The 13,720-nt window shown below is 68.5% G+C and carries 12 protein-coding genes; 3 read left to right on the plus strand and 9 right to left on the minus strand.

Annotated features, from left to right (window positions below):
- The first annotated feature begins 140 nt into the window (after positions 1-140).
- A complete protein-coding gene (locus tag GTY58_RS12735; RefSeq protein ID WP_010983867.1) occupies positions 141-1,868 on the plus strand; it encodes a sensor histidine kinase in 1,728 nt (575 codons plus the stop codon).
- Positions 1,865-2,554, plus strand: a complete 690-nt coding sequence (locus GTY58_RS12740) for a response regulator (RefSeq protein ID WP_010983868.1) — start codon at positions 1,865-1,867, stop codon at positions 2,552-2,554. The genes GTY58_RS12735 and GTY58_RS12740 overlap by 4 nt, the downstream gene beginning before the upstream one ends.
- A 28-nt stretch (positions 2,555-2,582) precedes the next feature.
- On the opposite strand, the gene GTY58_RS12745 is transcribed toward GTY58_RS12740, so the two are convergent.
- From GTY58_RS12745 to GTY58_RS12755, 3 genes are all read right to left on the minus strand, one after another.
- Complete coding sequence (locus GTY58_RS12745; protein WP_010983869.1) at positions 2,583-3,644, minus strand: ABC transporter substrate-binding protein; 1,062 nt, start codon at positions 3,642-3,644, stop codon at positions 2,583-2,585.
- A gap of 130 nt (positions 3,645-3,774) precedes the next feature.
- Complete coding sequence (locus GTY58_RS12750; protein WP_037650112.1) at positions 3,775-4,650, minus strand: ABC transporter permease; 876 nt, start codon at positions 4,648-4,650, stop codon at positions 3,775-3,777.
- Positions 4,640-5,455 carry an ABC transporter ATP-binding protein gene (locus GTY58_RS12755; protein WP_037650111.1) on the minus strand — a complete coding sequence of 272 codons (816 nt, stop codon included), beginning with the start codon at positions 5,453-5,455 and terminating at the stop codon, positions 4,640-4,642. Before GTY58_RS12755 ends, GTY58_RS12750 begins: the two co-directional genes overlap by 11 nt.
- A gap of 162 nt (positions 5,456-5,617) precedes the next feature.
- Between GTY58_RS12755 and GTY58_RS12760 the strand changes: the two genes are divergently transcribed.
- Complete coding sequence (locus GTY58_RS12760; protein ID WP_010983872.1) at positions 5,618-6,310, plus strand: response regulator; 693 nt, start codon at positions 5,618-5,620, stop codon at positions 6,308-6,310.
- A 37-nt stretch (positions 6,311-6,347) separates the two neighbouring features.
- Here GTY58_RS12760 and GTY58_RS12765 read toward each other — a convergent pair whose 3' ends face one another.
- The 6 genes from GTY58_RS12765 to GTY58_RS12790 all read right to left on the minus strand — a co-directional run bounded on the left by GTY58_RS12765 (position 6,348) and on the right by GTY58_RS12790 (position 13,336).
- A complete protein-coding gene (locus tag GTY58_RS12765; protein WP_010983873.1) occupies positions 6,348-7,940 on the minus strand; it encodes a cation acetate symporter in 1,593 nt (530 codons plus the stop codon).
- Positions 7,937-8,425 (minus strand): DUF485 domain-containing protein, encoded by a 489-nt coding sequence (locus GTY58_RS12770; protein WP_037650109.1) that lies wholly within the window; start codon positions 8,423-8,425, stop codon positions 7,937-7,939. Before GTY58_RS12770 ends, GTY58_RS12765 begins: the two co-directional genes overlap by 4 nt.
- A 104-nt stretch (positions 8,426-8,529) precedes the next feature.
- Positions 8,530-9,213, minus strand: coding sequence for a response regulator transcription factor (locus GTY58_RS12775; RefSeq protein WP_010983875.1), 684 nt, complete (start codon positions 9,211-9,213; stop codon positions 8,530-8,532).
- Positions 9,210-10,286, minus strand: a complete 1,077-nt coding sequence (locus tag GTY58_RS12780; RefSeq protein WP_078234498.1) for a histidine kinase — start codon at positions 10,284-10,286, stop codon at positions 9,210-9,212. The genes GTY58_RS12775 and GTY58_RS12780 overlap by 4 nt, the downstream gene beginning before the upstream one ends.
- A gap of 74 nt (positions 10,287-10,360) precedes the next feature.
- Positions 10,361-10,906 (minus strand): DUF1453 family protein, encoded by a 546-nt coding sequence (locus GTY58_RS12785; protein WP_037650106.1) that lies wholly within the window; start codon positions 10,904-10,906, stop codon positions 10,361-10,363.
- A gap of 306 nt (positions 10,907-11,212) precedes the next feature.
- On the minus strand, positions 11,213-13,336 hold the full coding sequence (locus GTY58_RS12790; protein ID WP_010983879.1) for a DNA topoisomerase IV subunit B: 2,124 nt from the start codon (positions 13,334-13,336) through the stop codon (positions 11,213-11,215).
- Positions 13,337-13,720: the final 384 nt, after the last annotated feature.

The raw sequence follows: 13,720 nt of genomic DNA on the forward strand, positions 1-13,720 counted from the left end.
AAACCCCCGCATACCGCCGCCCCACCGCTACGCGGCGCACACCCGCTTATCCGCTGATCACAGCTCTCACACCAGCCTCGCAAGAGATCCATGCCACACCCCCTACGGCACGGCGCGCCCCTCCCCGTACCGTCGTACACATGAGCCCCACTCCCCCTGTACGACGACTGCGCCTGGGTCTGCCCCGGCGGGTGTTCTCGCAGGTCCTGCTGATGCAGGTGTCGATCGCCGCAGGTGTCGCCGTACTCGCGACCGGGCTGTTCCTCGCCCCGCTCAGCGCCCAGCTGGACGACCAGGCGATGCGCAGGGCCCTCGCGATCGCGCAGACCACGGCGGCCCAGCCGCAGATCGCCGAGGACTTCCAGGCGACACGGCCGTCGGTCGGCGGGCCCGTGCAGACCGAGGCCGAGCGGATCCGTAAGGCCAGCGGGGCCGAGTACGTCGTGGTGATGAACATGGACGGTGTGCGCTGGTCGCACACGGACCCGACGCAGATCGGCAAGGTCGTCTCGACCGACCCCAGGGAGGCCCTGGCGGGCAAGGACGTCATGCAGATCGACAACGGCACCCTGGGCCGCTCGGCCCGCGGCAAGGTGCCGCTGCGCAACGCCGACGACAAGATCGTCGGCGCGGTCTCGGTCGGCATCGAGTACGACAGCGTGCGAGCCCGGCTGATCCTCGCCATACCGGGGCTGTTCGCATACGCCGGCGCCGCCCTGGCCATAGGCGCGGTGGCCGCCTACCTGATCTCCCGAAGGGTGCAGCGGCAGACGCGCGACCTGGCGTTCTCCGACATCTCGGCACTGCTCGCCGAGCGTGAGGCGATGCTGCACAGCATCAGGGAGGGCGTTGTCGCCCTGGACCGCGGCGGCCGCGTACGCCTCCTGAACGACGAGGCGCAGCGCCTGCTCGGGCTCGACGCGGAGGCCATCGGTCAGTCGCTGGACGACACGCTCGGACCGGGGCGTACGACCGATGTGCTGGCCGGACGCGTCACGGGCACCGATCTGCTCACCGTGCGCGGCCAGCGCGTACTGGTCGCCAACCGCATGCCCACCGACGACGGTGGCGCGGTCGCCACGCTGCGCGACCGCACCGAGCTGGAGCAACTGGGCCGCGAACTCGACTCCACCCGGGGCCTGATCGACGCCCTGCGCGCGCAGGATCACGAACACGCCAACCGCATGCACACGCTCCTCGGGCTGCTCGAACTGGACATGTACGACGACGCCGTGGAGTTCGTCGGCGAGGTGGTCGGCGACCACCGGACCACCGCGGAGCAGGTCACCGAGAAGATCCACGACCCGCTGCTCGCCGCCCTGCTGGTAGGGAAGGCGACCGTCGCCGCCGAGCGGGGCGTGGCCCTGTGGATCTCGGACCGCACCCTGCTGCCCGACCGGCTGATCGACCCCAGGGGGCTGGTCACCGTCGTCGGCAATCTGGTCGACAACGCGCTGGACGCGGTCGCGGGCACACCGCACGCGCGCGTGGAGGTCGAATTGCGCGCCGAGGGTCGTACGACGGTTCTCAGGGTGCGCGACACCGGACCCGGAATCCCCGTGGAACGGCGAGAGTTGATCTTCACGGACGGATGGACCACCAAGAAGCCGCCGGCCCACGGCAAACGCGGCATCGGTCTCTCCCTGGTGCGCCGTCTCGCCGAACGGCAGGGCGGGAGCGCCCGGGTGGACGAGGCGGACGGCGGAGGCGCGGAGTTCACCGTCGTACTGCCGGAGGCGCTCACCGAACCCGCTCCGGCACCGGAGACGGCTCCTACGGAGGACTCTCTTCCGGGGAACACCCCTACGGAAGAACTGATTCCGGCGCCGGACACCTCGGCGCCGACCACCAAGGAGGAGTCGCGATGACCCGGCCGATCGAAGTCCTGGTCGTGGACGACGACACCCGAGTGGCGCGGGTCAACGCGGCCTATGTACAGAAGGTGGCCGGCTTCCATGTCGCGGGCGAGGCGCACAACGCGGCCGAAGCCCTGCGCCAGATGGAGACACTGCCCCACCTGGATCTGGTTCTCATGGACCACTATCTGCCGGACGAGACGGGTCTCGCGGTCGTCCAGGAGATGCGCAGGCGCGGCCACCAGACCGACGTGATCATGGTGACCGCGGCCCGTGACATCTCGACCGTCCAGGCGGCGATGCGGCACGGCGCACTCCAGTACCTCGTCAAGCCCTTCGCCTTCGCGGGCCTGCGCGCCAAGCTGGAGGCATACGCGGAGCTGCGTCGCACGCTGGACGGCGGCGGCGAGGCCGAACAGGCCGAGGTGGACCGGATCTTCGGCGCCCTGTCAGCGGGCTCGGAGCCGGGGTTGCCCAAAGGGCACTCCCCGACCACCGCGGAGCTCGTGCGTCGCGCCCTGGTGGCCGCCGAGGGCCCCCTGTCGGCCCAGGAGATCGCCGAACGGACCGGGCTGAGCCGCCAGACCGCCCAGCGTTATCTGAAGCTCCTGGAACGCACGGGACGGGCCACACTGACCCTGAAATACGGCGACGCGGGCCGCCCGGAGCATCGCTACGTGTGGGCGACCCGCGTCTGAGGGCCCGGTCCGGGCCGAGGGCTCCGGCTCAGCCGGTGACCTTCTCGACGAACTCCGTGGTGTACGTCTTGCTCAGGTCGATCTTGGCGTTCTTGATGTTGGGATTGAAGGCCTTGAGGACCCTCTCTACCGTCTCGGGACCGTCCTTGGGCATCACGCCGTCGTCCGTGAACATCGGCAGCGTGGTCTTGATCGCCCCCGCGTAGAGCGTCTTGTTGCCCTGGGAGTAGTCGGCGGGCATCTTCTCGGCGATCTGGGACGCGGTGTGCGTGGACATCCACTTGAGGGTCTTCACGAAGGCGTTGGCGAGCTTCTGGACGGTGTCCTTGTGGCTGTTCACCCACTCCGTCTGCATGTAGAGGCTCGACGACGGGTACGGACCGCCGAGCGCCTCCTTCGACCCACGCGGCGTACGCATGTCGATGAGTACCTTGCCGAGGTTCTTCGCCAGGATGTTGGCGACCGTCGGGTCCGTGGTCATGCCGCCGTCGATGGAACCCTTCTGGAGGGCGGAGATGAAGGTCGGCCCCGCGCCGACGGCGACCGGGCTGAACTCGCTGACGCTGACGCCGTTCTTGACCGCCAGGTATTTGGTGAGGAAGTCGGTCGAGGAGCCGAGCCCAGTGATGCCGAGCTTCTTGCCCTTGAAGTCCTTGGGCGACGTGATGTCGTCGGCATGCCTGTTGGAGACGATCTCCACCTCACCGGGCGCATGCGAGAACTGCACCACGGACTCCACGTCCTTGCCCTTGGTCTGCAGGTCGAGGGTGTGGTCGTAGAAGCCGACGGCACCCTGCACCTGTCCGGAGACGAGTGCCGTCTCCGCCTGCACGCCGGCGGGCTCGCTCAGCAGCTCCACGTCGAGGCCCTCGGCGTCGAAGTAGCCGAGCCGCTGGGTGAGCATCGCGGGAAGGTAGATGACCTTGTCCAGGCCGCCGACCATGATCTTGACCTTCACGCCCTTGCCGTCGCCCTTGCTGCCGGAACCGGACGACGCGGTGCTCGCCGCGTCGTTGGCACAGGCGGTGAGGGAGGAGAGAGCGAGCAGGCCGGCCGCTGCCAGGGCGGTGTATCTGGCGGTCATGCGCATGGTGGTTCACGTCCTTGTGAGAAGGCGGTGCGGGAGGTGGTGCGGGGAAATGGGTGCCCTGAAGAGGGCGATCAGCGAAACAGGTGTCCTGGAGAGGCGATCAGCGAAGTGGGGCCCCTGAAGAGGGCGATCAGCGCTCGGAATCCGACGGCTTCCACCGGAAGATGCGGCGCTCGGCGAAGGTGAGCAACCCCTCGGCGACCAGCGCGACCACGGCGAGGATGACCATCGCGGCGTACACACCTGCCGCGTTGAAGGTGCCCTGGGACTGCGCGACGAGCAGACCGATGCCCTTGGTGGCACCGATGTACTCGCCGACGATGGCGCCGATGAGCGCGAAGCCGAAGCTGACGTGGAGGCTGGTGAAGATCCACGAGGTCGCCGACGGAATGACGACCTGAAGTGTCACCCTGCGGTCGCTGGCGCCCAGGATGCGGGCGTTGGCGACCAGGTTGCGGTCGACCTCGCGGGCGCCCTGGAAGGCGTTGAAGAAGACCGGGAAGAACACGAGGACCACGGCCGACGCGACCTTGGAGGCCGGCCCGAGCCCGAACCAGATCACGAAGATCGGTGCCAGCACGATCCTCGGTATGGAGTTGAGCACCTTGATGTATGGACCAAGGACATCGGCGAGCAAGTTGATGCGCCCGAGCGCAATGCCGAAGACGACACCGGCCACTACGCCGATGACCCAGCCGAGCAGCGCCTCATGGAGCGTGAACCAGATCTGCTCGCCCAGGGAGCCGAGCGCGGTGCCGTGGGTGACCCAGGTGTAGATCTGGTCCCAGATCTTCGAGGGCATCGAGAAGTTGAAGGGGTCGATGACCTTGGCCCGGGCGCACGCCTCCCACAGACCGAGCACGGCCACCAGGAGCAGGGCCCGGGCGAGGGTGATGACGACCTTGCGTCTGCGGGCGGCACGCGCGCGTGAATGCGCGCGGCCCGTCTTGGTGGTCTCGGTGGCGGTCACCGCGACGACGGCCCCGGGCATGAGGTCAGGCGACATGGGCGGCACCCCTCTCACGGGTGATGCGGACCTCTTCGCCGAGGGACGACCAGATCTCGCGGTAGATCTCGATGAACCGCGGCTCCAGGCGCACCGATTCGACCTTGCGCGGCCGTGGCAGATCGATGTCGAAGACCTGCTTCACGGTCGCGGGACCCGCGGTCATCACGACGACCTTGTCGGCCAGCGCGATGGACTCCTCCAGGTCGTGGGTGACGAAGACGACGGAGGCACCCGTGCCCTCCCACAGCTCCAGCAGCTCGTCCGACATCAGTGCCCTGGTCTGCACGTCGAGCGCCGAGAAAGGCTCGTCCATGAGCAGGATCTGGGGGTCGTTGACGAAGGTGGCGGCGAGGGCGACGCGCTTGCGCTGGCCGCCGGAGAGCTGGTGCGGATAGCGGTCCTCGAAGGCCGTGAGGCCGACCCGGGCCAGCCACTCGCGCGCCTTCTGCTTCGCCTCCGCCTTCGGTACGCCGCGGAACCGCGGGCCCGCCATGACGTTGGACAGGACCGTACGCCAGGGGAAGGTGGCGTCCTGCTGGAAGACGAAGCCGACCTTGTCGCCGACACCGGCAACCGGCTCGCCGGTCACCAGGACTTCACCCTCGGTGGGCTCTTCCAGGCCGCTGACGAGGGTCAGCGTGGTCGACTTCCCGCAACCGGTGGGGCCGACGACGGCCACGAACTCGCCACGGCCGACGGTCAGGTCCAGTTCCCTGACGGCCGTGTGCAGCCCCCCGGACGGGGTCTTGAAGATCTTGCTCGCGCCCCGCAGCTCGATGGCGGGGCTGGTGTCTGCGCTCATGGGCCGGGACCGTAGATGTGGCGCGGGCCACAGCATCAGTCTTCTGGGCGCAAGGGCTTCTTCTGCTTGCAAGAGTCTGTTGTGCTCGTTTTGCTCGCGCTACAACAGCGGAGCCGAAACACGGGCTTAACAGCTCGCCAGGCCTTGAGAGAAAGAGGCCCGATGATTGACGTCCTGGTCGTGGACGACGACTTCCGTGTCGCCGAGATAAACGCCAAGTACGTGGGAAAGGTTCCCGGCTTCCGGGTGGCCGCCCGCGCGCACAGCGCTGCCCAGGCCCTGGCCGCGGTGGAGCGCGCGCCCATCGACCTGGTGCTGCTCGACCACTATCTGCCCGACCAGACGGGTCTCGAGCTGGTCCACCGCATGCGCGAACGCGGTCACGGCACCGACGTCATCATGATCACTGCGGCCAGCGACGTGACGACCGTGCAGGCGGCGATGCGTCTGGGCGCCCTGCACTATCTGGTCAAGCCGTTCACCTTCGCGGCGCTGCGCACCCGCCTCGACTCGTACGCCGCCCTGCGCCGCACCGTCGACCGTGTGGGCGGCCGGGGCGTGGCGGGACAGGAGCAGGTCGACCGCATCTTCGGCGCCCTGCGCACGACACCGGCCCCGTCGTCGCCCGGGCTGCCCAGCGGCCACTCGGAGCCGACGACGGACCTGATCTGCGACGTCCTCCACCAGGCCGATCACCCCCTGTCGGCCCACGAGGTGGCCGCCGAGACGGGCCTGAGCAGATCCACGGCCCAGCGCTATCTGCGTCACCTGGAACAGGTGGGACGGCTACGGCTCTCACTCAAGTACGGCGACACCGGGCGACCGGAGCACCGGTACGCGTGGGTGGCGCCGTAGAACGATCGCGCACGCCCCCTGGCGGCGCCGGGCGCCGTCAGACCGCACCGGCCCCCGTGAGCGACCGCACCTCGGCCTCCGCGTGCTTCGCCTCGTCCGCCGGCTCCACCGAAGTGACCGTGCCGAGCCAGCCCGCGAGGAAGCCCAGCGGGATGGACACGATGCCGGGGTTCTGCAAGGGGAAGTACTGGAAGTCGACGCCCGGGAAAAGCGATTCGGGGCTCCCCGTCACCACCGGAGAGAGCAGCACGAGCCCCAGCGCGGGCACCAGGCCCCCGTAGACCGACCACACCGCGCCACGTGTGGTGAAGCTGCGCCAGAACAGCGAATACATGAGCACCGGAAGATTCGCGGACGCGGCGACCGCGAAGGCCAGGCCCACCAGGAAGGCCACATTGAGATCCCGGGCGAGCAGTCCGAGGGCGATCGCGACCACGCCGACACCGACCGCCGCGGTCCGTGCGACGGCCACCTCGCTCCGCGGCTTCGCATGCCGACGCCGCAGCGACGCGTAGAGATCGTGAGCCACGGACGCCGAGGAGGCGAGCGTGATCCCGGCGACGACCGCGAGAATCGTGGCAAACGCGACGGCGGCGACGATCGCAAACAGAACCGTTCCTCCGGTGGAATTCGTCCCACCGCCCAGATCGAGCGCCAGCAACGGAACCGCCGTGTTCCCCGCCGCGTTCGACCTGCGCACGGCCTCGGGTCCGACGATCGCGGCCGCACCGAAGCCCAGCACGATCGTCATCAGATAGAAGCCGCCGATGAGCCCGACCGACCAGACGACCGAGCGGCGCGCGGCGCGTGCGGTCGGCACGGTGTAGAAGCGGGACAGGATGTGCGGCAGCCCCGCCGTACCGAGCACCAGGGCCAGGCCCAAACTGATGAAGTCCAGCCGCGCGGTCCAGTCCCCGCCGTACTTCAGCCCTGGCGCGAGGAAGGCCTCACCGTGCCCGCTGCGCTCCATCGCCGTACGCAGCAATTGGTCGAAGTCCCCTTGGAACCGCACCAGCACGAGCACGGTCAGCGCGATCGTGCCGCTGAGCAGCAGCACCGCCTTGACGATCTGGATCCAGGTGGTGGCCCGCATCCCTCCCATCGACACATAGATCACCATGAGCGCGCCGACGCCGATCACCGTCCAGGCGCGCGCTGCCCCGCTTGAACCCCCGAGCAGCAGCGCGACCAGGCTGCCCGCCCCCACCATCTGCGCCACCAGATACAGAACGGACACGGTCACCGACGAAGTTCCCGCCGCGATGCGCACCGGACGCTCGCTCATCCGCGCCGCGACCACGTCCGCGAGGGTGAAGCGCCCGCAGTTGCGCACCAGTTCGGCGACCAAGAAAAGCACCACCAACCAGGCGACCAGGAAGCCCACCACATACAGCAGCCCGTCGTACCCGTAGAGCGCGATGAGCCCTGTGACCCCCAGGAAGGACGCGGCCGACATGTAGTCGCCCGCGATGGCAAAACCATTCTCCATGGGTGAGAACAGGCGCCCGCCCGCGTAGAACTCCTCCGCCGAACCATGCCGGTGACGGCTCACCCACGTCGTGATCGCCAGTGTCACCGCAACGAAACCGCTGAACAGCAGCAGCGCCAGCGTCTGATGATGGCCGGTCACAGCTGACCACCTCCCGCACTCCGCGTCAGCTCCTGGGTGTCCCAGCGCAGGTCGAGCGCGGCCCGGTCCCTGCGCAGCCGGGCGTGCCGCGCGTACGCCCAGGTGAACAGGAACGTGGTGAGGAACTGACCGAGCCCGGCCAGCAGGCCCACGTTCACCGAGCCGGCCACGGGGCGCGCCATCAGCCCGGGCGCCGTCGTAGCGGTCACCACATAGCCCACGTACCAGGTGAAGAACACGATCACGCCTGGAACCACAAATCTGCGATACCGGCTGCGCACCTCCTGGAAGGCAGCGCTTCGCTGCACCTCCAGATAGACGTCGGCCGCACCACCCACCCGGCCCTCGTGCTCCCGGCGCGCGGGCGGCACCACGGGAGCGGGCGCCCCCGTACTGTCCAACTCGCCCCAGCCGGAGGCGAGCGCGTCGTACCAGGGGTCGTCGAAGCCGACCTCTCCGGCGTCGCGGCCGTCCTGCTTCTCCACCGAACTCTCCTTGTCCGCAGCCCGTTTCGGCCACGTGCCCAAGGATGGACAGATCGGGAAGATCTCTGACTCTTCTCCCCGCCCACTTCACCCCATCAGGTGACTTACTCGGCGGGGGGCCGCACAAGTCCCTTCCCATAGGCGTAACGGACCGCCTGAGCACGGTCCTTGAGTCCCGTCTTGGCGAAGAGATTGTTGATGTGGGTCTTCACCGTGGCGGTGGAGACATGGAGCCTGCGTGCGATCTCGTGGTTGCTGAGGCCCTCGGCGATCAGCACGAGCACCTCTGCCTCCCGTGCGGTGAGCCCGTCCGGTACCTCCGAGGATGCGGCCTGTCCCCGTTCCGGCTCCGACAGCCGCTCCAGCAACCGCCGTTGAATACTCGGCGAGAGCCCCGCGTCCCCCGACAGCACGCTCTCCACGGCCCGCACGATCTCGTCGCCGCCCGCGTCCTTGGTGAGATAGCCACGAGCGCCCGCTCTGAGCGCCGGAAACAGTGACTCGTCGTCGGCGTACGTGGTGAGCACGACGACCTGGGTCCCAGGGTGCTCGGCCCGGATCCGCCGGGTCGCCTCGACACCGTCGCAGCGTGGCATCCGCAGGTCCATCAGCACAACGTCCGGGTTGAGTTCGGCGACCAGCTTCACTGCCTCGTGCCCGTCACCGGCCGCGCCGACGACCTCGATCCCGGGCAGCAACCCCAGCAGCATGACGATGCCCTCGCGCACCACGGTCTGATCGTCCGCCACCACGACCCGCGCCGGCTTCCGGCTCTCCTCCTCCGTCATGCAGGCACCTTCAGCGTCACCACGAACCCCTTCTCCTCCCGGCCGGCCTCCAACGAGCCTCCCAGCAGCTCCGCACGCTCCCGCATGCCCAGCAGACCGTACCCGGCCCCCGAGCCGGTGAGATCGCCCGGCTTCCCGCCCGAGTCCCGCACATGCAGCGTCACTTGACGCTCGCCGTACTCCAGCTTCACCTGCACCTTCGCGCCCGGAGCGTGCTTACGAACATTTGTCAGGGCTTCCTGTGCGACCCTGCGCACCGCCTGCGAGGCCTCGGCCGTCAAAAGCCGCCGCTCACCCGAGACGGTGACGTCCGCGCCGTCCTCGAAGGCGACGAGCTCGCTCAGGAAGTCCTCGAGCGGGGATATCTCGCCCCGCAGCGCGGAGAGCGCCTGCCGGGTCTCGGCGAGGCCCTCGCGCGCCATCCCGCGTGCCGCCACAACCCGCCCGAGTATCTGCTCCCGGTCGGCTCCTCGCTCGATCAGCAACCTGGCCGCCTCCAGATGCACCAGCTGCGCCGAGAGGCTGTGCGCCAGCACGTCATGAATCTCCCGCGCGATCCTGGCTCGCTCCGCCAGCGCCGCCGACTGCGTCTCGGCCGCCCGCGCCGCGCGCTCCTGAGCGAGCAGACGCTGGGCGCTCCCACGAGCCTCGGCGTCGAGACGCAGCACATACCCGGCGAGAAATAGCCCCGCGATGGTGGCGGCGGTGGTCAGCCACACATCGTTGTCGACCGCCGCATACGCCGCCAGGGCAGCTGTGGTCACGGGCAGGGCGGCCGCGAGAGGAAGCCGCTCCAGCGCACTGACGGCACACCCGCACCAGATGACGAGGGCAGGGACCTGGAAGCCGGCGGTCTGCGCCACGATCGCGATTCCGAGAAGCACCGCGATCAACGCCAGCGACGGCCAGAGCCGGTGCTGAAGTGTGGTGCGGAAGAAGGCCCAGGAGGCGCCTGCGGCCAGGAGCACACCCGCCGCGGCTGCGACCGCACCCCAGCCGTGCACGTGGCTGCTGCTGAAGGCACCCCACAGCAGCATGGCGAGGACCAGCGCCCGCACGGTCCAGGCGAGCATGCGCCGAGGCCGCGAGAGCCCTTCCCGCCCGAGTGCCTCACGGGAGGGCCAGCGTGTCCAGGCGCTCTCGGTCGTCACACTCGCTCCTTCCGCGAGGGCTGAGGCACGCTCCACGAGGGCTGGGCGACGCCGTCACCGTATGCCCTGCTCCCACCGTCCGCCGGACCCAGGGAATGCACCCGCCAGATCAGGACCCCGGAGCGGAGCAGCAGCGTCGCCGCGAGGGCGAGAAGCAGCGCGGGGCTCTCCTGGCGCACGCCGAGGAGCACACCGAGGCCGAACAGTCCGACGCGCAGGACTATGCCGACGATCCACACCCCCACGCTCGCCTTGGTGCTCTTGCTCCACACGGTGCCGTCCGCGTCCGTCCATATCCGGGTCGTCCAAGCCCAGCCGACGCCGGTGGCGACGCCTATGAGCAGTTCGGCGCCGAGCAGTATCCCCGACCCCGTGCGGTGGTGGGCGTCGAGCAGGCCGGGCTCGCGCACGGCCAGGAAAGCGAGCACGGCGGGAACGATCCACCAGCGCCGGTCCGCGTTGATCTTTTGCATGCGGAACTGCCGGGCGACGACCAGCACGACGACGGCGAGGATCAGGAGGGCATGGGTGAGCCCGGACATCACGGCCTCCGTGGCGAACGAGAACGGATGCCGACAGCGGCTGCCGTCGACACCTTCGACGCTACGGAAATCGGCAGGTCAGCAGATCGGAGCCGGGGTGGATCGTGGGTGGATCCCTCAGTGAGACGGTTCTCCACCCGCGGGTGGAGAACCCCGACGGACACCGTCGGCGGCCAGCGCAGATGGCCCTGCTCACCTGCGCTGGGGCTGTGAGCGAGGGTGGGGCCACCCACCGGGACCGACGGGACACCATCCAGCCCCGACCCGCTCCGAGTGCACCGAGCGGGAACCGGGACCCGCGATGGCCTACGCGTCGATTCGCGACCGATCCAACGTGGCCGCCGAACTGGAGATGAACTCCTTGCGCGGAGCCACATCATTGCCCATCAGCAGATCGAACACCTGCTCGGACGCTTCCAGATCGGAAATGTTGATCCGCCGCAGAGTACGGTGCCGCGGATCCATCGTCGTCTCTGCCAGCTGGTCCGCGTCCATCTCGCCCAGACCCTTGTACCGCTGGATCGAGTCCTTGTAGCGCACATTCTTGCGCTGCAACTCCAGCAGCGTCTCCCGCAGCTCCCGGTCCGAGTACGTGTAGACGTACTTGTCCTGCCCCTTCTTCGGCTGGCTGAGTTCGATCCGGTGCAGCGGCGGAACCGCGGCGAACACCCGCCCGGCCTCGACCATCGGCCGCATGTAGCGCTGGAACAGCGTCAGCAGCAGGATCCGGATGTGAGCACCGTCGACATCGGCGTCGACGAGAAGAATGATCTTCCCGTAGCGCGCCGCGTCGATGTCGAAGGTCCGGCCGGACCCCGCTCCTATGACCTGAATGATCGCCCCGCACTCGGCGTTCTTGAGCATGTCCGTGACCGAGGCCTTTTGGACGTTGAGGATCTTGCCGCGGATCGGCAGCAGCGCCTGGAACTCGGAGTTCCGGGCGAGCTTGGCAGTACCGAGCGCGGAGTCTCCCTCGACGATGAACAGCTCGCTGCGCTCGACGTCGTCGCTGCGGCAGTCCGCGAGCTTGGCGGGCAGCGAGGAGGACTCCAGGGCCGTCTTCCGGCGCTGCGCGTCCTTGTGCTGGCGGGCCGCGATGCGCGTACGCGCGGCGGCGACAGCCTTCTCCAGGACGACCCGGGCCTGTGCGGCGGCATCCCGCTTCGTGGAGGTCAGGAACGCCTTGAGTTCCTTGGAGACCACATTCGTCACGATGCGACGGGCCGCCGAGGTGCCGAGGACCTCCTTGGTCTGCCCCTCGAACTGCGGTTCGGCGAGACGCACCGTGACCACGACCGTCAGCCCCTCCAGGGCGTCGTCCTTGACGACGTCGTCCTCGGCGACGCGCAGCAGCTTCTTGGCACGCAGGACTTCATTGACCGTCTTGGTGACAGCCTGCTCGAAGCCGGCGACATGGGTGCCGCCCTTCGGGGTGGCGATGATGTTCACGAACGACTTCAGGGTCGTGTCGTAGCCGGTGCCCCAGCGCATCGCGACGTCCACGCCGAGCTCACGGGTGACCTCGGTGGGCGTCATCTGACCGTGGTCGTCGAGGACCGGGACCGTCTCCTTGAAGGTGCCCTGCCCGGAGAAACGGAGGACGTCGCACACTGGCTTGTCAGTGGCCAGGTACTCGCAGAACTCGCTGATGCCGCCGTCGAAGCGGAACGACTCCTCGCCCTTGCTGCCGCCCTCCCCGAGCCCGTACTCGTCCCTGACGACGATGGTCAGACCCGGCACCAGGAACGCCGTCTGGCGGGCACGCTGGTGGAGGTTCTCCAGGGAAAGCTTGGCGTCCTTGAGGAAGATCTGGCGGTCGGCCCAGTAGCGCACGCGCGTACCGGTCCGCGTCCGGGGGATCTTCTTGGCCTTGCGCAGGCCGGCGGTCGCGTCGAACTTCGCATCCGGGCCGACCGTCGCGAAGGCGCCCGGGACACCCCGCCGGAAGCTGATGGCGTGCGTGTGCCCACTGCGGTCGACCTCGACGTCCAGGCGCGCGGAGAGCGCGTTCACCACGGAGGCGCCCACGCCGTGCAGACCTCCGGAGGCCGCGTACGAGCCGCCGCCGAACTTGCCGCCCGCGTGCAGCTTGGTCATCACGACCTCGACGCCGGAGAGGCCGGTCTTGGGTTCCACGTCGACCGGGATGCCGCGGCCGTTGTCCCGCACCTCCACCGAGCCGTCGTCGTGCAGGATCACGTCGATGTGGTCGCAGTAACCCCCGAGAGCCTCGTCGACGGAGTTGTCGATGATCTCCCAGAGGCAGTGCATCAGCCCGCGACTGTCGGTCGACCCGATGTACATACCGGGGCGCTTGCGCACGGCCTCGAGCCCCTCAAGGACGAGCAGGTGCCGCGCGGTGTAGTTGGAACCGTCCCGGTCTGCTCCGGTCAGCAGCGCTGTGGACGGCACGGACGTATCGGCGGTCACGCGGTTCGCTCCTCGCTGAATTTCAGGTGGGGCCCTTTTGGGTAAGGGCCGGGCTTCGGTCGCCGCTCCGAGGGTACCGAGGCCTGGTAGAGCCGTTGTAACGCCACCCTCGTCTGAACTCACACTAGTCCAGCGTCGTACGAGCGTTCGATCCCTCGATGGAGTGAAGTACATATCACGTTCCCTTCCGGGCATGAACCATTTAGGCTCCGGGCACGTCCTCAACAACAACCGGCAACCCAGCCGGGAGGACCAACACCTGACAAACAGCGCGAACCCGTAAGACACACAGACACGCAATACGGCACATTCGCCGCCAACCGGCAGCAATCAGCCGGCCCGGAAAGAAATTTTCAGGGAGAAGCCGCGAGCGGGAACGTTTTC

Source organism: Streptomyces sp. SID5469 (genome assembly GCF_009862865.1).
Taxonomy (GTDB): domain Bacteria; phylum Actinomycetota; class Actinomycetes; order Streptomycetales; family Streptomycetaceae; genus Streptomyces; species Streptomyces avermitilis.

Bases quoted from the DNA above. Each gene is read 5' to 3' on its own strand.
- GTY58_RS12755 (WP_037650111.1), bottom strand. From the start codon at position 5,455: ATGAGCGCAGACACCAGCCCCGCCATCGAGCTGCGGGGCGCGAGCAAG.
- GTY58_RS12760 (WP_010983872.1), top strand. From the start codon at position 5,618: ATGATTGACGTCCTGGTCGTGGACGACGACTTCCGTGTCGCCGAGATA.
- GTY58_RS12775 (WP_010983875.1), bottom strand. From the start codon at position 9,213: ATGACGGAGGAGGAGAGCCGGAAGCCGGCGCGGGTCGTGGTGGCGGAC.
- GTY58_RS12785 (WP_037650106.1), bottom strand. From the start codon at position 10,906: ATGTCCGGGCTCACCCATGCCCTCCTGATCCTCGCCGTCGTCGTGCTG.
- GTY58_RS12745 (WP_010983869.1), bottom strand. From the start codon at position 3,644: ATGCGCATGACCGCCAGATACACCGCCCTGGCAGCGGCCGGCCTGCTC.
- GTY58_RS12735 (WP_010983867.1), top strand. From the start codon at position 141: ATGAGCCCCACTCCCCCTGTACGACGACTGCGCCTGGGTCTGCCCCGG.
- GTY58_RS12740 (WP_010983868.1), top strand. From the start codon at position 1,865: ATGACCCGGCCGATCGAAGTCCTGGTCGTGGACGACGACACCCGAGTG.
- GTY58_RS12780 (WP_078234498.1), bottom strand. From the start codon at position 10,286: ATGCTCGCCTGGACCGTGCGGGCGCTGGTCCTCGCCATGCTGCTGTGG.
- GTY58_RS12750 (WP_037650112.1), bottom strand. From the start codon at position 4,650: ATGTCGCCTGACCTCATGCCCGGGGCCGTCGTCGCGGTGACCGCCACC.